Here is a 19,780-nt window from a genome sequence, read left to right as displayed (position 1 = left end):
GGTTTGTTGCCAGGCACGCATGCAGCGTCGTTGCCGCGCCGCCTCTCTTGCCCGAACCGGGTCGGAGAGAGCAACCGGCGAGTTTGCCGGGCGGTATCTGCGCGCCACGCAGATCAGCCGGCATAACAAAGGCCGATTGCCGCCGTAACAATCATCGCCACGCCGACCGCCTCCAGGCGCAGCCCGAGGCGCGCGGCGAGATGCATGTCGGAGGCCCGCGCGGCGCGCTCCGATCCGCGCGCGTAGCCGTGCACGATCACGTCGTGATTGAAATTGTCGTGAGCCTCGTTGCTGCTGGCGAGCCCGACGCAGATCACGAGCACGCCGAATAGTGCGAGGCCGAAGAAGCCGAGCAGGGCGATCAGGAACATCGGAAACATGCCGACCAGGAAGATCGGCAGCAGCGGCACCAACAGCAATGTCTCGGACTGTCGTCGCATGAGAGCAGGCCGGCCAGGACGGAGGCTGATCGGGGAAGTCTAGTCCTCGTAGAGGCGGCTTTCAACCGCGCCGTCATTCCGGGGCGCGCCTCTTGGCGCGAGCCCGGAATCCATTGGGCCGCCTGTGCTGTAGTTGGATGGATTCCGGGTTCTCGCTTCGCGAGCCCCGGAATGACGGAGGGGAAGCGGCTATTCCGCGGCCATGCCGGCGCGGATTTCGGCGCGCAGCTCGTCGATCAGCTTGAGACCCTTCTTGGTCTCGACGTGCCAGAAGGTCCAGCCGTTGCAGGCTTGCGCGCCTTGCGCCACCGCGCCGATGCGGTGGATCGAGCCGACCTTGTCGCCGAACATGATGGCGCCGTCGGCCCGCACCAGGGCGCCGAGCTTCTTCTTGGCGTCAAACAGCTTCGTGCCGGGCATGATCATGCCGCGCTCGATCAGCTCGGAGAACGCGACCCGCGGCGCCTCGCGCGCGGTCATGAACGGGGCGAGGCTCGCTTCCGGCAACGGTTCGACCGCGGCGATGCGCGCTTCGGCGGCCTTGGCGTAGGTCTTGTCGCGCTCGAAGCCGATATAGGAGCGGCCGAGACGTTTTGCGACCGCGCCGGTGGTGCCGGTTCCGTTGAACGGATCGATCACGAGATCGCCGGGCTTCGACGAGGACAACAGCACGCGGGCGAGCAGGCCTTCGGGCTTCTGCGTCGGATGCACCTTCTTGCCGTCGGCGCCCTTGAGCCGCTCCTCGCCGGTGCAGAGCGGAATCAGCCAGTCGGACCGTGCCTGCACGTCCTCGTTGGCGGCCTTCAGCGCCTCGTAATTGAACGTGTAGCCCTTGGCCTTCTCGTCGCGCGCGGCCCAGATCATGGTCTCGTGCGCGTTGGTGAAGCGGCGGCCGCGGAAATTCGGCATCGGGTTCGACTTGCGCCAGACGATGTCGTTCAGGAGCCAGAAGCCGAGGTCCTGCATGATCGCGCCGACGCGGAAGATGTTGTGATAGGAGCCGATCACCCAGATCGTCGCCGACGGCTTCATCGCGCGGCGGGCGGCAAGCAGCCAGGCGCGGGTGAAATCGTCATAGGCGGAGAACGAATCGAACTTGTCCCAGTCGTCGTTGACGGCGTCGACGTGGGATTCGTCGGGGCGCTTGAGATCGCCCTTGAGCTGGAGATTGTAGGGCGGATCGGCGAATACGAGATCGACCGAACCGGCCTGAAGCTTCGACATCTCGGCGACGCAATCGCCGAGGATGACGCGATGCGAAGGAGACTCAAAATTTGTGCGGGGCGCCCTTGCAGACGCCCCGCGACGCGACTCTACCATGACTCAAGAACTCTGACTCAGGCGACGCTGTCGGCGACGCGGGACCAAACAACCGACTGACCGTTACATTGAAGCGGCAAAGTAAAAATCGACTTAACCCGCCGCTTTGCTGAGCAGGCCTCGAGTCGCGTTCTGCGTGCATGTTGTCGTGAGGATTCGCTGTGTTTTACAGGGGATTTCGCGTTTGCTTGGGTCGCGGAAGCAATCATGGCTTCAATGGGGCCGCAAATTTCTCTCGGAAAAAATTGCTCGACCCTCGGAAAAAATTGCTGGCATCGGCATGTTGCCGCACTAGGCAATTTTTGCCGACCACGATATTGATAAAAGCAACGGAAATTTTACGTGTGTGGCGCGTTGAGCTTTCGCGTTCATGCGTCCGACGAAGCCGACGAACCTGAATCAGGGACCCCAAAGGAAGGCCGCCATGCGTTACGATGACTTCCGCCGCAGCGACGACATCGAGGATCGTCGCGACGAAGGTGGCGGCTTTGGCGGCGGCGGAGGCGGCGGATTCGGCCTGCCGATCGGCGGCGGCGGGCTCGGCATCGGCACCATCATCATCCTGGGTCTCGTCGGTTACGCCTTCGGCATCGATCCGCGCATCCTGATCGGCGGCGCCGAGATCCTCACCGGCGGTGGCCATGCCCCGAGCTACCAGACCGACCGCCAGGCCTCCTCCGGCAAGCGCGGCGCGCCGACCGACGAGATGGGCAGCATGATCTCGGGCATTCTCGGCGAGATCGACGATCGCTGGACCGAGATCTTCCAGGCCTCGGGCCAGTCCTATACCGGGCCGAAGATCGTGCTGTTCCGCAACGCCACCAATGGCGGGCGCTGCGGCATGGCGCAGTCGGCGATGGGCCCGTTCTATTGTCCGCCGGACCGCACCATCTTCCTCGACACCGGCTTCTTCCGCGAGGTCGAGACGCGCTTCCGCGGCTGCTCCGGCAAGTCCGCCTGCAATTTTACCACCGCCTACATCATCGCGCACGAGGCCGGCCATCACATCCAGAACCTGCTCGGCATCATTCCGCGGGTGACGCGGCTGCAGCAGCAGGCGGGCTCGAAGGCGGAGGCGAATGCGCTCCAGGTGAAGGTCGAATTGCAGGCCGACTGCCTGTCGGGTGTCTGGGTCAATCGCGAGGCGAAGAAGCGTCCGAACTTCCTCGAGCCGGGTGACATCGAGGCTGCGCTGAGCACGGCGAGCGCGATCGGTGACGATACGCTGCAGCGCCAGTCGACGGGCCGCGTCGTCCCGGACTCCTTCACCCACGGCTCGGCTGCGCAGCGCAAGCAGTGGTTCATGACCGGCTATCAGCAGGGCACGGTCCAGGCCTGCAACACGTTCGGAGCGGGGGCGCTGTAGCCACGAGTTCATGCCCCGACGCAGCACGAATTATGATGCGTGATTGTGCATCTTAGGATTCAGAAGTAGTGGCGTCATCCTGAGGTGCTCGCCTCTTTGGCGAGCCTCGAAGGAGGACGAGCCCCTGGCCCATCCTTCGAGGCTCGCCCTGCGATGCAAGTGCATCGCAGCGCGCGCACCTCAGGATGACGGCGGAGGCTGGGGAAACAGGAGTGAGGTCGTGGCTTCCATCGACGAAACCAAGCAGTTCATCCCGCTCAACATCGCGGTGCTCACGGTGTCAGACACGCGTGCGCTGGCGGATGACAAGTCCGGCCAGACGCTGGCCGATCGTCTCACCGCTGCCGGCCACCGTCTCGCCGCGCGCGAGATCGTCACCGACGACGTCGAGGCGATCCGTGACGTCGTTCGCCGCTGGGTCGCGGATGCCGGCGTCGACGTCGTCATCACCACCGGGGGCACCGGCTTCACCGGTCGCGACGTCACCCCGGAGGCAATCGAGCCGCTGTTCGAAAAGCGCATGGACGGTTTCTCGATCGCGTTTCACATGCTCAGCCACGCCAAGATCGGGACGTCGACGATCCAGAGCCGCGCCACCGCGGGCGTTGCGGGCGCGACCTACATCTTCTGCCTGCCCGGCTCGCCCGGCGCCTGCCGCGACGGCTGGGACGGCATCCTTGCGGCCCAGCTCGACTACCGTACGCGGCCCTGCAATTTCGTCGAGATCATGCCGCGCCTGGACGAGCATCTGCGAAGGCCGAAGGCCCAGGGCGCGACGGCGTGAGTGCGTTGTGCGGATGATGTCCAGTTGATCGAGGCACGGACTTCTTCCCTTCTCCCCTTGTGGGAGAAGGTGGCATAGGCAGCCTCCGGCCGCCGTTCCTAGGAACGCCGAAGCGGAGCTTCGGCTACGGCGCAGGATGAGGGGTGCTATCCACATGCACTGACGCTCGCGGAGGCATACCCATCACCCAAGCGAATCTGTGTCAGCCTGCGGAGACGCCCTCTCCCGCAAGGGGAGAGGGCACATCAATGTGCATCTCGCCACGATGCGCATTTCGCCCGCAGCAAGCTCACAGATCACGCTCCCAGGTCTCGCCGATCAGATCCTGCCCGAAGCTGTGGTGCGGCTCGGTGGCCACGAGCTTGAAGCCTGCGCTCTTGTAGATGCCGCGCGCGGCGACCAGGATGCTCTGCGTCCACAGCGTCATCCTGCTGTAGCCCCGCTCGCGCGCGCCTTGGATGCACTGCTCGACCAGCGCGCGGCCGACGCCGAGCCCGCGTGCCTTCTTCTCCACCTGCAACAGGCGCAGCTTGGCGATCTCGTCCGTGGCCTTGACCAGGAAGACCGAGCCGACCGGCTCGCCGCCGACTTCCGCGATCCAGCAGTGCTCGCGCGCGGCGTCGTAGTTCCGAATGAACTGTGCGCAGATCTCGGCGACCAGTGCCTCGTAGCTGATGTCCCAGCTGTAGTCCGCGGCATAGGCGGCGCCCTGTCGGGAGATCACCCAGCCCATGTCGCCGACGCGATGGCTGCGCAGCATGAAAGCCGCGGGCTGGGTTCGCCGTTGCTCCAGCACGGACTCGATGGTCGCCATGGCCTGCGTGAGCCGCGATGCATCGCTGGCCGAAAGCTGGGCCAGCATTGCGGCGACCTCATTTTGCGAACTCAGGTTCAGCCTGGTGAACGCCTGGCGGCCCTTGGCGGTGAGGCTGAGCTGATATTGCCTGCGATCCGCGGGCAGGGGCCTGCGCGTGATCAGCCCCTTTTCATCGAAGCTCTGGACGATACGGCTGAGATAGCCGGGGTCGAGACCGAGCTCGTTGCCGATCTCCTTGGCCGCCAGGTCGTCGCGCTGCGCGAGCTCATACAGCACCCGGGCCTCGCTGAGGGAAAACGGGCTCTTTCCAAGATGCTGGTCGAGCACGCCAAGCTTGCGGGTATAGAAGCGGTTGAACGCGCGGACCGCTGCAATGTGGTCGTCGGTACCGTCGATCGGCATGGATCACCTCAATACTTGCCATTGTCAAATAGTTATTTGACTTTGGCAAGTATTAGCTCATCTCAGCCGATCATGACGATGCGGCTGCGCAGCATGGTGCGGGACGAGCGGCCGAGCCGCCGGAGCAGCTGTGCCTGGGAACGTCGGGCCTGCGGCGGGTAGCCGCCGATCCGGTCGTAATGAGCACGGGCAATCAGAAGTCCCTGGTCGCCGAGCGGGCCAATCAGCCCGCGTGCCGCGGCCCGGAGGATATCGCGCAATCCGGTATCTGCATAAGGCGAGCGCGCATAGCGGAACACTGCGGCCCGATCCCGTCCGCTGGTCGCAACGGCCTGGATGAACTGGGTGGTCTCATCGATCCAGCCGGTTTCCAGCACGGCGCCGGCGGGCAGGAACATCAACCAGGGCGAACGCGCCTGGAGCGCGCCGGCGGCGAGCGCGGCGCCCCGCGAGGTCCCCTCGAAGCCGACGAAACGGCAGCCTGCGACGTCGGCAACGCGCTCGATCACGCCGTTGCGCGTGCCGTCGACCAGGAGCACTTCCCGGACGACACCGGCGGCGGCGCCGGGCACCAGCGCGGCCAATGTCGCCACCGCCGTCTGCTCGACGCCTTCGGTCGGAATGATGACGCTCAGCATGATTGAGGCTTCAATGTCCGCACTTCGGGAGAAGCGTAGCTCGTTATGATGCTGTCATAAACCGGTCGCGTTGCCGAGTGCAACTTTCGGGCGGCGCTTCGGCGTGCGATGGTAAACCGCAGCCAGTCATCGTGGCCAAATGGGTCACGCGCGGGCAGGTGATATTGCCGAATGTTTCGGCACAAGTTCATCCCGACGTTATTAACCCGAAGTTTCATGGCAACACTTCGCTGCGTGCGGGCAGTCGGCCTCTCGCAGACAAGGACGAAGCTCGCCAGATGAGGTCGAACGGAAAATGTGCGATCCTGGTGCCGGGAGAGGCCTCACATGAACGCCGATCAACTCGCCGCTGGCATGGCGCCAGCATCGCCGAAGCAGGAGGCTGCGCCGAGCTTGCGGATCCGGGCGCTGATGCTGGGGGACCGCATCAATGCTTCCGGCCTGGAGATCGGGACGCTGGTCTCTTCCACGCCGGCGGCCTTCCGGGTCCATGCCGGTCTGGCCGTGATCTTCCGCTACGGCGTCGTGGTGCTGATCGGCCTGCTGCCGTCGGAAGAGAAGGCTCTCATCGACAACCTGAAGTCACGCGTGACCGGAGAGCTCAGCCCCTACGAAGAAGAGATCGCGCAGGCCCAGCTCTGTAGCGATGAGGCCGCCGAGGCGATCCAGCCGGGCGGGCCGATCTGCCTTGCCAAATTCTCCGACGACCGGCTGTTGCTGGTTGCCGATGCGCTCGCCAAGAGCACGTCGCTGGCGCGCGACGAGCGCCGCGTCGCCGCGGTCTTCGATGTGATCGAGCCCTTTGCGCGGGAGCTCGCCGAACGCGGCCGCACGCCGCAACGGCGCAAGGGCATCCTGCAATTGATCGGCAACGCATTGCTGGTGCAGCAGCGCGTCGCCGGCCGCGTCGCGATCGCCGAGAAGCCCGACGTGCTCTGGGAGAAGCCCGAGCTCGACCGGCTCTATTCCCGGCTCGAGGACGAGTACGAGCTGAAGGAGCGCCTCGACACGCTCGAGCGCAAGCTCACCGCGGTGTCGGAGACCGCCAACGCGCTCACCGACATCATCGACACCCAGCGCTCGCTCCGCCTGGAGATTGCTGTCGTGGTGCTGATCCTGATCGAGGTCGCGATGGGGAGTTTCCAACTCCTGACCGGCACTCACTGAGGCGCGGCGGCGAGCTGGTCATGTCGGCCGGATTGCGCCCTCCAGGCGGCGATCTCGGCGAGCTCGGCTTCGGGCCGTGTCCGAATCGTCTCGCAGCGTCCGAGATAGAGCTCTCCGGCGTCGCCCTCGATCGTCATCCACTCGCCTTCGGCAAAGCTGACTTGGCCGAGCTGGGCCTGCCGCGCGACGGGATCGATCTTCAGCTCACGGCAGCCGACCACGCAGGGCTTGCCCATCTGCCGCGCCACCAGGGCTGCATGCGAGGTGCGCGCACCGACAGCCGTGACGATGCCGGCGGCCAGGGCGAATCCCGCGACATCGGCGGTGCTGGTATCGGGACGCAGCAGGATGACCGGCTCGCCCGCGGCTGACAGGCGCTGAGCGCTTTCGGACGAGAACGCCGCCCGTCCAATCCCGATGCCGCCGGACGCGCCGATGCCACTCGTTGCGGGTTTGCCTGAGGAAACCAAGCGGGTTTCGGTGAGCGAGGCGAGGTCGATCTCCGCGATCCGTCCCAATGCCTCGTCCTTCGAGATCAGCTCTTCATGAACGAAGTCGATCGCGATCCTGACGGCGGCCCGCGGCGTGCGCTTGGCCGTCCGGGTCTGGAGGATCCAGAGCTTGCCGTTCTCGACCGTGAACTCGACATCCTGCGCGTCGGCGAACGCGCGCTCGAGTTGCCTCAGGATATCGCCAAGCTCCGATTCCAGTTTCGGCAACTCGCGGGCGATGGCCTCGGTCGTATCGGGTGCGCGCCTTCCGGAAACGACGTCTTCCCCCTGCGCATCGAGCACGAGGTCGATCATCGGACGCCGCGCGCCCGTCGACGGATCGCGCGAGAATGCCACGCCCGCGCCGGAGGCAAGACCGCCATTGCCGAACACCATCGCCTGCACGGTCACGGCGGTACCCTCGAGCGTTTCGAGGTGCTGGAGGCTCCGATAAGTCTGCGCGCGCTCGCTCGTCCAGGAGCGATAAACAGCTTGGGCTGCCGCCTCTAACTGCGCGAAGGCATCCTCCAGCGAGCCGTCGGCGTGGTCCTCGATCTGCGCCTGCTCGCGGCCGGCGAGCCGCTCGAGCGCTTCGCTGTCGAGCTCGCGGTCGCTGCCGGCGCATTCGGCTGCGACGAGCTCGGAGATGCGCGCGGCAAACCCAGCCTGGTCGAGCCCGAGCACGGTCTCGCCAAAGCTCTCCAGGAAACGGCGCCGGCAATCCCAGGCGAGCCGCGGCCGGCCGGTCGCACGGATCAGGCCATGCACGGCATCGGACGTGCAGCCGACATTGAGAACGGTGTCGAGCATGCCCGGCATCGATCGCGCCGCACCCGAGCGCACCGACACCAGCAGCGGCTGCCGGCGGTCGCCAAAGCGCCTTCCGGTCGCGCTCTCCAGGAACGAGATTCCCTCCTCCAGGCCGTCGCGCAGGTGTCGCGTGGCGTGCGCGTGGCCGGCAATGATGGCGGCGCAGAGCTTGACCGGGAGCACGAAGGCAGGCGGCACCGGCAGGCCCAGTGCCGCCATGCGGGCGAGGTTGGCGGCCTTGGCGCCGATCTCTTCGGCAGGCCGCAATTCGGAGGCTTCACCGCCGATACGCACGATATGCATGGTGGTTCCCTCAAGCTGCAAGATCGATCATGATGTGGCGGCGGAGCAGATGACCGAACGCGGCGAAGCGATCGGTGGCGCGCTCGACGGCGCGGGCGAGCTCGATCACCGACAGCGAGGTCGCGACGTCGAAGCCGCCACGGAAGACGAGTGCGGTCGTGGCGCGTTCGCGGCTGTCGGCGGCGTGTTCGGCGTCGATCAGGCGGGTCACGGCGGAGAGCGCGTCCTCCGAATCGGCGCGTCGTCCCTCCGGCACGTCGATCGCAGCGGCGACGCCGCTCGCGGCGATTTCGGTCGCAGTCTCTGCCACCGTGCAAAGCTCGGCCAGCGATGTCAGCAGGGATGGATCGGTCCTTTCCGGCATCAGCGAGGCGATGAAAGCGGCCTGCTCCAATTCGTCGACGGCTTCCTCGGCGCGATCGATCAACTGGCCGATCAGCGGACGCGCATTGAGGCGGTCGACCTCGTTGCGGCTCTCGAACGCGATTCTGTCGGCCTTTTGCTCGATCACGCCGCAGCGCTGCGTCAGCAGGGTGCCGTCGGCAGGCTGACCGGCTCGCAACGCGGCGATATGGCGCGAGATCGCCGCGACGAGATCGTGGGCGAGGCCGATCTGACGCAGGACCGCCGCCAGCAATGCCCCATCGACGCGATCCAGGTGCCGCATCAGATCGGCTTCGATCTGGTCGCGCACCGTCCTGACCGAGCGGCCGGCGAGCAGTGCCTCGGTGGAGGCGCGCAGAGACGCCTTCAGAAAATCGATTGCCGCGTTGCGGCCGAGCGCCTGGTCGAGCCGCTCACCGAAGCCGATCCGCGTGGGGGCGGCGTTCCGGACCGCCGAGCCCAACAGTTCGTTGCCGCCGAGCTCGAGGAAGCCGCGGTGGCCGATCCGCTGACGCGCGGCCCATTCCAGGATGCGTGCCGCGTCCTCCTTGGCAACCCAGGTCCTGAGCAGTTTGCGCGCCTTGTTCCAGTCGATCAGGAAGACCAGCGCGGCACCGAGTGCGGAGAGGAATTCGTTGCGATCGGCGGCGTGTCCGGACTGATACTGCCCGGTCACCAGATAGAAGGAATTGTCCTCGCCGAGGCCTGCGGCGGTGTGACGATCGAGCCCGCTCCAGGTCGCCTCGAAGTTCTCGAACAGCGAGATGAAGAACTTCGCGCGTGCCAGATGCACGTCGGTGTAGGTGACCGTGACCGCGTTCTTCTTCACTGCGATGACGACGACATGGGCGTCCGTGGTGCCGATGTCGTTCTGGATCAGCAGCCGACTGTCGGCGCGTGTCGCCATGGTGTCGAGGCCCGGATGATTGAACTTGAGGCCGCGCGTCGCGTTCAGGCCCTTCATGAAGGCAGCAACCGCCGGCCGGTCGTCGCCGTGCAGACCGAAGACATGGGCGCCGTCGAGGGTTTCTTCCGAGCAGCTCGTTGCCAGTCTGTTGAGCTGCTTGTGCAGATCCATCACGAGGCGATGCAGGCTGTCGCCGCCTGCGTCGGCCACGCCGGTCAGTCGCACGATGTGCGACATCGCGATCTCGTCGGCGGGGTCGAGCAGGCCGGCTCCGCGGATCGTGTCGAGACGCGCCTGCGCTCTCTCGCCTTCGCTGGCCGCCCCGGCGCCTACGGCGCGGATCATGGTCGCTGCATCTTCCGCAATCTCCTGCATCAGCGTCGCGAGATCGGGAGCCGCGAGCCGGCCCGGCCCGATCAGACGGGCGCCGCCGATCAGCGCCGCGATCGCCGCGGGCGCGATGCCCGCAGTCTGACTCTCCACGCCAAGGTCGCTCGCGGGTCGACCCGGCTCCTGCGCATGCTGGGCAGCCGCCTGCAGTGCGCTCATCCGCACCTTGATGCGGTCGTTGGCGGCGAGCCCTTCCGCCACCAGCGCGGGCAACAGGATGCCGCCTTGTCCGAGCTCTTCGATGATATGGGTCTTCATGATCTGTCCGCTCGAGGATTGCTCCGAGCCTTATGCCGCGAAACCGCGACGGCCTCATTGCGGCAGATCATTCATAAAAATGTCACGTGGCGCCGCGGCTTCGGATCAGCGCTGCGCAATGGCGCGCAATAATCATCTCTTCATCGGTCGGGATAACGAACACATCGACAGCACTTCCGCCGGCGCCGATCCGCTCGCGCGCGTCGTCATTCGCCGCAGCATCGATGCGCACGCCGAGCCAGCCGAGCCGCTCGCAGATCGCGCTGCGTATCTCCTTGGCGTGCTCGCCGATGCCGCCGGTGAAGACCAGGCAGTCGAGGCCGCCGAGTGTTGTGGCCATCATCGCGATCTGCTGCGCCGCGCGAAGAGTGAAGAGCTCGACCGCCTCGCGCGCCATGACCTCGCCGCTCGCCAGCAGCGTTCGCATGTCCGCGGAGATGCCGGAGACGCCGAGCAGGCCGGACTCGTGATAGAGCAGGTGCTGGATCTCCTCGGCCGACATCTTCTCGTGCTGTTGCAGATAAAGCAGCACGCCGGGGTCGATGCTGCCGCAGCGGGTGCCCATCACGAGGCCGTCGAGCGGCGTCAGTCCCATCGTAGTGTCGATGCTGCGGCCGTGGTGCAACGCGCACAGGCTGGCGCCGTTGCCGAGATGCGCGACGACGCTGCGCTTGGCGATGAGCTCCGGCGCGATCGCGGCGAGGCGGCTCGCGACATATTCGAAGGAGAGGCCGTGAAAGCCGTAGCGTCGGACGCTACGCTGCTCATAGCGCCGCGGAATCGCGAAACGGCGCGCGGGCGGCGCGAGGCCGTGGTGGAAGGCGGTGTCGAAGCAGGCGATCTGCGTCAGCGCAGGCCGGATCGCCGCAAGCGCGCGAACCGGCGCGAGGCAACGCGGCTGGTGCAGCGGCGCCAGCGGCGTCAATGCGGCCAGCGTCGCGGTGACGTCGTCCGTCAGCACCACCGGGCCCGAATAATCCGGCCCGCCGTGGACGATACGGTGGCCGACCGCGCGCAGGCTGTGGGCGCCGAACCTCTCCTCGATGAAGGCGAGCACGTCGGCGAACAAATGGCCGCCGCCGGCATCCGGCGCTTCCCTCCGTGTCGCGAACAGGTCGTCGCCCGCCGGGCTCTTCACCGCGAGGCGCGGTCTTGCCTCGTGCTCGTCGAGCAGGCCCTTGCAGAGCAGGACGGGCTCAGCTGCCGAGATCTCGAACAGGCCGAACTTGATGCTCGACGATCCCGAGTTGAGGACGAGGACCGTGTCCGACATGGCTAGTCGCCGGCTTCGGCAGGCGTGTTGCCGCCGGAGCTGTTGGGCCAGACCCAGTCGCGGATCTCCGGCATGTCCTCGCCGTGCTCGCGCACATAGCGGGAATGCTCGATCAGCTTGTCGCGGAATTGCTGCTTGGCCTGCGCGGCCTTGGCCGCGAGTCCGGGCACGCGTTCGATCGCCTCGATCGCGAGGTGGTAGCGGTCGAGCTCGTTGAGCACGACCATGTCGAACGGCGTCGTCGTGGTGCCTTCCTCGGCAAAGCCGCGCACATGCATGCCGGCATGGTTGGTGCGGTTATAGGTCAGCCGGTGGATCAGGTAGGGATAGCCGTGATAGGCGAAGATGACAGGCTTGTCGCGCGTGAACAGGCTGTCGAAGTCGCGGTCGGACAGGCCGTGCGGATGCTGATCCTTCGGCTGCAGCGTCATGAGGTCGACGACGTTGATGACGCGGATCTTCAGATCCGGCAGTGCCTTTCGCAACAGGTCGACGGCGGCGAGCGTCTCCAGCGTCGGAACATCGCCGGCGCAGGCCATCACCACGTCGGGCTCGCCCGTTGCCTGTTCCGTCCCCGCCCAGCTCCAGATGCCGATGCCGGCATCGCAATGCGTGGCTGCGTCCCGCATCGAGAGCCATTGCGGGGCCGGCTGCTTGCCGGCGACGATGACGTTGACGCGGTTGTAGGTGCGCAGGCAGTGATCGGCGATCCACAGCAGCGTGTTGGCGTCGGGCGGGAAGTAGATGCGGACGATGTCGGCCTTCTTGTTGGCGACGAGATCGACGAAGCCGGGGTCCTGATGGCTGAAGCCGTTATGGTCCTGACGCCAGACATGCGAGGTCAGGAGGTAATTCAGCGAGGCGATCGGGCGCCGCCACGGCAACTCGCGCGTGACCTTCAGCCATTTGGCGTGCTGGTTGAACATGGAATCGACGATATGGATGAAGGCCTCGTAGCACGAGAAGAAGCCGTGCCTGCCGGTGAGCAGATAGCCCTCGAGCCAGCCCTGGCAGAGATGCTCGCTCAGCACCTCCATGACGCGGCCATCCTGCGCCAGATGCACGTCGTAAGATTCGATCGGCTCCATCCAGACGCGCTCGGTCGCCTCGAACACCGCGTCCAACCGGTTTGACGCGGTCTCGTCCGGGCCCATGATGCGGAAGTTGCGCTCCGTCGCGTTGAGGCGGATGACGTCGCGCAGGAATTTGCCGAGCTCGCGCGTCGCTTCGGCCACGACGCCGCCGGGCTGCGGCACCTCGATCGCGAAGCGGTGGAAGTCCGGCAGCTTCAGTTCTTTCTTCAGCAGGCCGCCATTGGCGTGCGGGTTGGCGCCCATGCGGCGGTCGCCGCGAGGCGCGAGCGCCTGAAGCTCGGGAACGAGGGCGCCGCTGGCGTCGAACAGCTTTTCGGGCTCGTAGCTGCGCATCCAGTCTTCGAGCACTTTCAAGTGCGCCGGGTTCTCGCGGCAGCCGGCGACGGGGACCTGATGCGCGCGCCAAAAGCCCTCGACCTTCTTGCCGTCGACCTCCTTCGGACCGGTCCAGCCCTTCGGGCTGCGCAGCACGATCATCGGCCAGCGCGGCCGCTCGACGCTGCTGCGCCCGTCGCGTGCGTGCTGCTGGATCGAACGGATGCTGGCGAGCGCGACGTCGAGCGCGTCCGCCATGGCCTGGTGCATCAATTTGGGATCGTCACCCTCGACGAACAGCGGCTCGTGGCCGAAACCGCGAAAGAGATCGCGGATTTCCGCATCTCGCATCCGGCCCAGCACGGTCGGATTGGCGATCTTGTAGCCGTTGAGATGCAGGATCGGCAGCACCGCGCCGTCATGGGCCGGGTTCAGGAACTTGTTGGAGTGCCAGGACGCAGCCAGCGGGCCGGTCTCGGCCTCGCCGTCGCCGATGACGCAGGCGACGATCAAATCAGGGTTGTCGAAGGCCGCGCCGTAGGCGTGCACCAGCGCGTAGCCGAGTTCGCCGCCCTCGTGGATCGAGCCCGGCGTCTCCGGCGCCGCATGGCTCGGGATGCCGCCGGGAAAGGAGAACTGCCTGAACAGCTTGCGCATACCGTCCGCATCGCGGGCGATCTCGGGATAGAGCTCGCTGTAGCTGCCTTCCAGATAGGTGTTGGCGACCATGCCCGGCCCGCCATGGCCGGGGCCGCAGACATAGATCACGTCGAGATCAAGCGCGCGGATCACGCGGTTGAGATGGGCATAGATGAAGTTCAGGCCGGGCGTCGTGCCCCAATGGCCGAGCAGGCGCGGCTTGATGTGCTCGGCCCGCAACGGCTCGCGCAGCAGTGGATTGTCGAGCAGATAGATTTGCCCGACGGAGAGATAGTTGGCGGCGCGCCAATAGCGATCAAGGAGATCGAGATTGCTGCTCGCGGCAGCTGATTGTTGTTGATTTGTCATGTTCTTGCCGATTGTTGCCGAGCTACGCCCCGCGATCGTCACCAACATTGTTCCGGCGCGATCGATCCCTGTCCGGCATCAAACGGGATCGTTGCGACAGGCTTGTTGCGTGAGGTCAAGAGAAAGCGCCCGAAATTTGGGGGGCAGCTTTGCATGGGGTTGTTTTCCATTTTTCATCTGTGTTCTTGATTTGTTCCTTTGGCGTGCTATCTTGGGTTCATGAGTCCAGCAGCATCCTCTCATGCTCTCAAGCACCCGCCGGTCAAGGCGCCCTCCGAGCCGGCGGGTGCGGACTCTGATTTTCCGGAACTCGGCGTCGCCATCGACCGCGCCCGCCGGCGAGGGCGAGGGGCGCAGTCCAACGCCAGCGGCCGCTACGAGGCCGAGGCGCGCGTCGCCTTCGACGACGGCTGGCAGAGCCTGGAAGAGCTGCCGCCGTTCAAGACCACGGTCGCAGTCGACACGTCGCGCAAGGTGATCACCCGTAACGACTCACCCGACATCGGCTTCGACCGCTCGATCAACCCCTATCGCGGCTGCGAGCACGGCTGTGTCTACTGCTTCGCCCGGCCGACCCACGCCTATCTCGGCCTGTCGCCGGGCCTCGATTTCGAATCGAAGCTGTTTGCGAAACCCGAGGCGCCTTCGCTGCTCGAGAAGGAGCTCGCCGCGGCCGGCTACGAGCCGCGCATGATCGCGATCGGCACCAACACCGATCCCTATCAGCCGATCGAGCGCGAGCACAAGATCATGCGCGGCATCCTCGAGGTGCTGGAACGTGCCGGCCATCCCGTCGGCATCGTGACCAAATCGGCGCTGGTGCTGCGCGATATCGACATTCTCGCGCGGATGGCCAAGCGCAACCTCGCCAAGGTCGCGATCTCCGTGACCTCGCTCGATCCGAAACTGGCCCGCACCATGGAGCCGCGCGCCGCGACGCCGCCGAAGCGGCTGGAGGCGCTGAAGCAGCTCTCAGATGCCGGCATTCCGACCACCGTGATGGTGGCGCCGGTGATCCCTGCGCTGAACGATTGCGAGATCGAGCGCGTTCTCGATGCCGCCGCCCATGCCGGCGTCAAGGAAGCCTCCTATGTGCTGCTGCGGCTGCCGCTGGAGGTGCGCGATCTCTTCCGCGAATGGCTGATGGCGAACTATCCGGACCGCTACCGCCACGTCTTCACCCTGATCCGCGACATGCGCGGCGGGCGCGACTACGATGCGAAATGGGGCGAGCGGATGAAGGGCACCGGACCGATGGCCTGGACCATCGGCCGCCGCTTCGAGATCGCCTGCGAACGGCTCGGGCTGAACAAGCGCCGCTCCAAGCTGACGACGGATCACTTTGCGCGGCCGAAGCGGAACGGCGATCAGCTCAGCCTGTTCTGATCGGGAACGGAAGAGGCGTCGCATGCTCAAGGAACTCAACGCGCCGGTGCCGCGGCTCACAGTCATCACACTCGGCGTCAGCGACATCCGCGCCAGCATCGCTTTTTACGACGCGCTCGGTTTCTCGCGGCGGCTGAAGGCGACCGGCGAGGCGGTTGCGTTCTACGATACCGGTGGTCCCGTGCTCGCCTTGTATCGCTGGGATCAGCTTGCGGCCGACGCGGGGCTGCCGGACCAGCCGAGACCGCAGGCCTTCCGCGGCATGACGCTCGCCTGGAACTGTCGGACCCGTGAGGAGGTCGATGCGGTGATGGCCTTCGCGCTCGGCAAGGGGGCGAAGCTGGTGAAGGCCGCGCACGAGACCGATTACGGCGGCTATTGCGGTTATTTCGCCGACCCTGACGGCCATCCCTGGGAGGTCGTGGTCGCGCCCGGCATCGATGTCGGCGACGACCGGCGGGTGCATCTGGCGGAGTAGGGGCCTGAATAGCGGGAATTGTGCGAGGTTCCCGGTTGCGCAGGCCGGGCCCCTTGCGCACGATCCCGGCCATGATTCGGGACAAGTCCGCGACCAAGCCGGCCAAAGCTGCGCCTAAGAAGGCTGCTGCGAACAAGGCAGCGCCTGCCAAGGCGAAAACGGCTGCGCCCCAAGCAATGGCCGCTCCCGCCGGCAAGAAAGGTATCATTGCCGTCGCCCCCCCGAGCTTTCGCCGCGAGCGCGCGCTGATCAAGCGCGGGGTCTGGCCGGTCGCCGGCTGCGACGAGGCCGGTCGCGGACCGCTGGCAGGCCCCGTGGTGGCGGCTGCCGTGATTCTCGACCCCGACCGCATCCCGCGCGGCATCGACGATTCCAAGCGCCTGACGGCCGAGGAGCGCGAAAAGCTGTTCGACAAGATCTGCGCCACCGCGCAGGTCTCGGTTGCCGTTGCCTCGCCCTCGCGAATCGATCGTGACAACATCCTGCGCGCCTCGCTGTGGGCGCTGAAGCGCGCCGTGGTGGCGCTGCCGGAGGCGCCCAGGCATGTCTTCGTCGACGGCCGCGACCGGCTCGACACGGAATGCGACTGTGAGGCCGTGATCGGCGGCGACGGCATCGTGCTGTCGATCGCCGCGGCCTCCATCATCGCCAAGGTGACGCGTGACCGCCTGATGTGCGCGCTGGCGCAGGACTGTCCCGGCTACGGCTTCGAGCAGCACAAGGGCTATGCCGTCCCCGAGCACCTCGACGCGCTCGACCGCCTCGGCCCCACCATCCACCACCGCAGCTTCTTTGCCCCGGTCGCGGCCGCGCGCGCCAAGCATATGCCCTGGACCGTCGAGCCGGTGCGAGACCTGTTCTCGGTGACCGAGGTCGAGGTGCAGGTGGACGCGAGCGTTGAGATCGACGCCGCGGCAGGCCTTTAGCATTCCTCTCTCGCGGCGGCGCCTCTCCCCGCTTGCGGGGAGAGGCCGGATTGCATCGAAGATGCAATCCGGGTGAGGGGGACTCTCCGCGAGTTCAACTCGTACTGTCTTTGCGGATGCAGCCCCTCACCCCACCTTCTCCGCGTAAGAACGGGGAGAGCGAGCACACCGAAGTTGCCACAAACCGCAGCGCCCCTTATCAAAGTAGTCGTGAGCGAATAGGGCCGGCTGCACGGGTTGGCTGCATCTTTCGGGCGTTGCATGCGGTTTACCTCCCTGGTCATCGAGCTCATTCGCGCCCGGCCGCGGCTGATCGTCTGGATCGCCGTGCTGCTGCAGGCTTTGATGTGGCTGTTCGTGGCGCTGGTGTTCTACCGCAGCCCGCCCGGCACGCTGGCGACGCTGCTGGCTTTCGGACGCGAATACCAGGTCGGCACCGACCTAGGGCCGCCCTTGCCGGTCTGGCTCGCCGACATCGCCTATCGCGCCGCCGGTGGCCACATGTTCGGCGTCTATGTGCTGGCCGAGCTCTGCGAGATCGCGACCTTCATCGCGCTCTATCATCTGTCCCGCGCCGTGGTCGGCTCGCAGCAGGCGGTGCTCAGCGTGTTGCTGACCATGACGGTGCTCGCCTTCTCCTCCTCGGCGCTCGACTTCGGACCCCTCGTGCTGGCCCGGCCGCTCTGGGCGCTGCTGCTGCTGCACTCCTGGCAGATCATCGGCCAGCGCCGCGGCAATGCCTGGTTCGCCTGGTCGATCGAGGCCGGCCTGTTGCTGCTGACGACGCCCGCGGCGATCTTCCTGCTGCTGCTGCTCGTCGTGTTCGCGGTCTCGACCGGCGGCGGCCGCCGGACGCTGCGCGCGCTCGATCCGCTGTTCGCGCTGATCGTCGTCGCGGTGCTGGCGCTGCCCTATGCGGTCTGGCTGATGCGGGCGGAGACGCTTGCGATGCCGGCCCTGCCGCAAGTTGCGGAGCTGAGTGCCCGCGCCCTGCATGCGGCCTGGCTGCTCGGCGGCCTCGTGCTCGGGGCTGCCGCGATCCCGGCGCTGACCTTCCTCAACACCGGACTGTTTGCCGGCAAGGGCGAGGAGCCGCCGATCATCTACCGGCCGCCGGTCGAGCCGCTGGCGCGCAACTTCGTCTATTTCTTCGCACTCGCCCCGGTGCTGGGCGGGGTGCTGATCTCCGGCCTGCTCGGGCTCGAATCCGTCGTCGGCGGCGCCGGTGTCGTCCTCGTCACGTCCGGGCTGGCGGTGGTGGTCGCGGCCGGCGATCTCATTGCGATGCGCCGCGCGCGGATGCTGCGCATGGTGTGGGCCGCGGCCGTCGTGGCCCCGGCCATCGGCGTCGTCCTGGGCGTCCTGCTCCTGCCCTGGACCGGCACGGGCGAGATCGCGACCTCGATGCCGGCACGCGCGATCTCCGACTTCTTCGACGACAGCTTTGCCCGCCGCACCAACCATCGCCTGCGCGCCGTTGCGGGCGAGACGCAGCTTGCGAGCCTGATCACGCTGCATTCCGGTCGTCCGCATCTTTTCATCGACGCCGACCCTGCGCGCACGCCGTGGATGAATCAGGCCAAATTCAACGAGACCGGCGGCGTCGTGGTCTGGCGCGCCTCCGACACCGCCGGCACGCCGCCGCCGGACATTCTCAAGCGCTTTCCCGGCATCGTGCCGGAAGTGCCGCGTGCGTTCGAATGGCTGGTGACCGGACGCCAGCAGCTGCTGCGCATCGGCTGGGCCATCGTGCGGCCGAAGGGGACGTAGGGGTAGTGTCATTCCGGGGCGCGGCGAAGCCGCGAGCCCGGAATCCATTCATCCACTAACTCTGCCGCTCGATGGATTCTCAGGTGCGCAATTGCGCACCATAGCTCTCGCTTCGCGAGCCCCGGAATGACGGCGTGGGTGTAGTTACACCGCGCCTTCCGCCAGCACCTTGGCGATCGCACGCAGATCCTGCCACGCCAGCCGTTTGTAGGACGGCGAGCGGAGCAGATAGGCGGGATGGAACGTCGGCAGCGCCCGGATGGTGCGCGCCCCTGTCTCGTAGTCGAACCAGCGTCCGCGGGTGCGCATGATGCCCTCGCGCGTTCCCAGCAACGTCTGCGTCGAGGGGTTACCGAGCGTCACCAGCACATCCGGATTCACCAGCTCGATATGGCGCTGGATGAATGGCAGGCAGATCTGCGTCTCCTGCGGCGTCGGCGTGCGGTTGCCGGGCGGCCGCCACGGAATCACGTTGGCGATGTAGGCGGTGCTGCGGTTGAGGCCGATGGCGCCGATCATGAGATCGAGCAGCTTGCCGCTGCGCCCGACGAAGGGCAGGCCCTCGATGTCCTCGTCGCGGCCCGGCGCCTCGCCGACGAACATGATGCGCGCCTGCGGATTGCCGTCGGCGAACACCAGCCGCGTTGCGGTGTGCTTCAGCGCGCAGCCCTCGAAGCCCTGCATCAGCTCGCGCAGTGCCTCCAGCGTCGGCGCTGTGCGCGCGGCCTCGCGTGCCGAGGCGATGGCGACGTCCGGTGCAGGCGCGGCTTCGCCGCGCATCACCGCCGGCGCGGCGAGCGGCCGCGGCACCTCGATCGCAGCTGCCGCGCGCGGGGCCGCGGGCGGAGCATCCAATTCCGCCAGGCGGTCGATCGGTTCCTCGGCGAGCGCGCAGTCGACACCGGCCTCCAGATAGAAGGCAAGAAGCTCTCGGACGGTGGGTGCGGGTTCGGGGATCATCTGGAAAGTCAGACTTTTATATCAGTTTGGGGCGCCTTGCATCCCAGCGAAATGCATTTCCGCTGTTGTCCTGCCCGGAAAAATCGGAAACAA

Annotated in this window: 16 protein-coding genes; 7 read left to right on the top strand and 9 right to left on the bottom strand. The window is 66.4% G+C overall.

What is annotated here, in order from left to right:
• Window positions 1–113 precede the first annotated feature (113 nt).
• Both AC066S_RS10745 and AC066S_RS10740 read right to left on the bottom strand, forming a co-directional pair.
• Window positions 114–440, bottom strand: coding sequence for a hypothetical protein (locus tag AC066S_RS10745; protein ID WP_126260444.1), 327 nt, complete (start codon window positions 438–440; stop codon window positions 114–116).
• 189 nt (window positions 441–629) lie between these two features.
• Window positions 630–1,760: a DNA methyltransferase gene (locus AC066S_RS10740; protein ID WP_478269628.1), complete on the bottom strand. Its 1,131-nt coding sequence runs from the start codon at window positions 1,758–1,760 to the stop codon at window positions 630–632.
• 424 nt (window positions 1,761–2,184) lie between these two features.
• Here AC066S_RS10740 and ypfJ point away from each other — a divergent pair, with 424 nt between their 5' ends.
• Window positions 2,185–3,126 (top strand): KPN_02809 family neutral zinc metallopeptidase, encoded by a 942-nt coding sequence (gene ypfJ, locus AC066S_RS10735; RefSeq protein WP_135167771.1) that lies wholly within the window; start codon window positions 2,185–2,187, stop codon window positions 3,124–3,126.
• Window positions 3,127–3,346: 220 nt separating this feature from the next.
• Window positions 3,347–3,910, top strand: a complete 564-nt coding sequence (gene moaB / locus AC066S_RS10730; RefSeq protein WP_126260441.1) for a molybdenum cofactor biosynthesis protein B — start codon at window positions 3,347–3,349, stop codon at window positions 3,908–3,910.
• A gap of 289 nt (window positions 3,911–4,199) precedes the next feature.
• Here the strand turns inward: moaB and AC066S_RS10725 are convergent, their stop codons facing one another.
• On the bottom strand, window positions 4,200–5,129 hold the full coding sequence (locus AC066S_RS10725) for a bifunctional helix-turn-helix transcriptional regulator/GNAT family N-acetyltransferase (RefSeq protein WP_478269627.1): 930 nt from the start codon (window positions 5,127–5,129) through the stop codon (window positions 4,200–4,202).
• A gap of 62 nt (window positions 5,130–5,191) precedes the next feature.
• On the bottom strand, window positions 5,192–5,767 hold the full coding sequence (locus tag AC066S_RS10720) for a glycosyltransferase family protein (RefSeq protein WP_126260439.1): 576 nt from the start codon (window positions 5,765–5,767) through the stop codon (window positions 5,192–5,194).
• 327 nt (window positions 5,768–6,094) lie between these two features.
• Here AC066S_RS10720 and AC066S_RS10715 point away from each other — a divergent pair, with 327 nt between their 5' ends.
• A complete protein-coding gene (locus tag AC066S_RS10715; RefSeq protein ID WP_135167774.1) occupies window positions 6,095–6,934 on the top strand; it encodes an RMD1 family protein in 840 nt (279 codons plus the stop codon).
• Here AC066S_RS10715 and AC066S_RS10710 read toward each other — a convergent pair.
• The 4 genes from AC066S_RS10710 to AC066S_RS10695 all read right to left on the bottom strand — a co-directional run bounded on the left by AC066S_RS10710 (window position 6,928) and on the right by AC066S_RS10695 (window position 14,167).
• Complete coding sequence (locus AC066S_RS10710) at window positions 6,928–8,538, bottom strand: PEP/pyruvate-binding domain-containing protein (RefSeq protein ID WP_478269626.1); 1,611 nt, start codon at window positions 8,536–8,538, stop codon at window positions 6,928–6,930. The genes AC066S_RS10715 and AC066S_RS10710 overlap by 7 nt on opposite strands.
• 10 nt (window positions 8,539–8,548) lie before the next feature.
• Window positions 8,549–10,477, bottom strand: coding sequence for a hypothetical protein (locus tag AC066S_RS10705; RefSeq protein ID WP_478269625.1), 1,929 nt, complete (start codon window positions 10,475–10,477; stop codon window positions 8,549–8,551).
• Window positions 10,478–10,559: 82 nt separating this feature from the next.
• On the bottom strand, window positions 10,560–11,750 hold the full coding sequence (locus tag AC066S_RS10700) for an acetate/propionate family kinase (protein WP_478269624.1): 1,191 nt from the start codon (window positions 11,748–11,750) through the stop codon (window positions 10,560–10,562).
• A 2-nt stretch (window positions 11,751–11,752) separates the two neighbouring features.
• Entirely contained in the window at window positions 11,753–14,167 is a 2,415-nt protein-coding gene (locus AC066S_RS10695) for a phosphoketolase family protein (RefSeq protein WP_478269623.1), read from the bottom strand.
• 219 nt (window positions 14,168–14,386) lie between these two features.
• Between AC066S_RS10695 and AC066S_RS10690 the strand changes: the two genes are divergently transcribed.
• The 4 genes from AC066S_RS10690 to AC066S_RS10675 all read left to right on the top strand — a co-directional run bounded on the left by AC066S_RS10690 (window position 14,387) and on the right by AC066S_RS10675 (window position 18,727).
• Window positions 14,387–15,553, top strand: coding sequence for a PA0069 family radical SAM protein (locus tag AC066S_RS10690; RefSeq protein WP_126260434.1), 1,167 nt, complete (start codon window positions 14,387–14,389; stop codon window positions 15,551–15,553).
• Between the two features lie 22 nt (window positions 15,554–15,575).
• On the top strand, window positions 15,576–16,031 hold the full coding sequence (locus AC066S_RS10685; protein WP_126260433.1) for a VOC family protein: 456 nt from the start codon (window positions 15,576–15,578) through the stop codon (window positions 16,029–16,031).
• 71 nt (window positions 16,032–16,102) lie between these two features.
• Complete coding sequence (locus AC066S_RS10680) at window positions 16,103–16,957, top strand: ribonuclease HII (protein WP_478269622.1); 855 nt, start codon at window positions 16,103–16,105, stop codon at window positions 16,955–16,957.
• 261 nt (window positions 16,958–17,218) lie between these two features.
• Complete coding sequence (locus AC066S_RS10675) at window positions 17,219–18,727, top strand: glycosyltransferase family 39 protein (RefSeq protein ID WP_478269621.1); 1,509 nt, start codon at window positions 17,219–17,221, stop codon at window positions 18,725–18,727.
• A gap of 144 nt (window positions 18,728–18,871) precedes the next feature.
• Here AC066S_RS10675 and AC066S_RS10670 read toward each other — a convergent pair whose 3' ends face one another.
• A complete protein-coding gene (locus AC066S_RS10670) occupies window positions 18,872–19,687 on the bottom strand; it encodes a uracil-DNA glycosylase (protein ID WP_135167782.1) in 816 nt (271 codons plus the stop codon).
• Window positions 19,688–19,780: the final 93 nt, after the last annotated feature.

The organism is Bradyrhizobium sp. CFUWI (assembly GCF_056429085.1).
The sequence above is the reverse complement of the archived record's forward strand: the minus strand, read 5'-3'. Positions and strand labels throughout refer to the sequence as shown.

What these genes read in the sequence shown, in the direction of transcription:
- AC066S_RS10745 (WP_126260444.1), bottom strand. Translation starts at nt 440, where the DNA reads ATGCGACGACAGTCCGAGACATTGCTGTTGGTGCCGCTGCTGCCGATC.
- AC066S_RS10740 (WP_478269628.1), bottom strand. Translation starts at nt 1,760, where the DNA reads ATGGTAGAGTCGCGTCGCGGGGCGTCTGCAAGGGCGCCCCGCACAAAT.
- ypfJ (WP_135167771.1), top strand. Translation starts at nt 2,185, where the DNA reads ATGCGTTACGATGACTTCCGCCGCAGCGACGACATCGAGGATCGTCGC.
- AC066S_RS10725 (WP_478269627.1), bottom strand. Translation starts at nt 5,129, where the DNA reads ATGCCGATCGACGGTACCGACGACCACATTGCAGCGGTCCGCGCGTTC.
- AC066S_RS10720 (WP_126260439.1), bottom strand. Translation starts at nt 5,767, where the DNA reads ATGCTGAGCGTCATCATTCCGACCGAAGGCGTCGAGCAGACGGCGGTG.
- AC066S_RS10715 (WP_135167774.1), top strand. Translation starts at nt 6,095, where the DNA reads ATGAACGCCGATCAACTCGCCGCTGGCATGGCGCCAGCATCGCCGAAG.
- AC066S_RS10710 (WP_478269626.1), bottom strand. Translation starts at nt 8,538, where the DNA reads ATGCATATCGTGCGTATCGGCGGTGAAGCCTCCGAATTGCGGCCTGCC.
- AC066S_RS10705 (WP_478269625.1), bottom strand. Translation starts at nt 10,477, where the DNA reads ATGAAGACCCATATCATCGAAGAGCTCGGACAAGGCGGCATCCTGTTG.
- AC066S_RS10700 (WP_478269624.1), bottom strand. Translation starts at nt 11,750, where the DNA reads ATGTCGGACACGGTCCTCGTCCTCAACTCGGGATCGTCGAGCATCAAG.
- AC066S_RS10695 (WP_478269623.1), bottom strand. Translation starts at nt 14,167, where the DNA reads ATGACAAATCAACAACAATCAGCTGCCGCGAGCAGCAATCTCGATCTC.
- AC066S_RS10690 (WP_126260434.1), top strand. Translation starts at nt 14,387, where the DNA reads ATGAGTCCAGCAGCATCCTCTCATGCTCTCAAGCACCCGCCGGTCAAG.
- AC066S_RS10685 (WP_126260433.1), top strand. Translation starts at nt 15,576, where the DNA reads ATGCTCAAGGAACTCAACGCGCCGGTGCCGCGGCTCACAGTCATCACA.
- AC066S_RS10680 (WP_478269622.1), top strand. Translation starts at nt 16,103, where the DNA reads ATGATTCGGGACAAGTCCGCGACCAAGCCGGCCAAAGCTGCGCCTAAG.
- AC066S_RS10675 (WP_478269621.1), top strand. Translation starts at nt 17,219, where the DNA reads ATGCGGTTTACCTCCCTGGTCATCGAGCTCATTCGCGCCCGGCCGCGG.
- AC066S_RS10670 (WP_135167782.1), bottom strand. Translation starts at nt 19,687, where the DNA reads ATGATCCCCGAACCCGCACCCACCGTCCGAGAGCTTCTTGCCTTCTAT.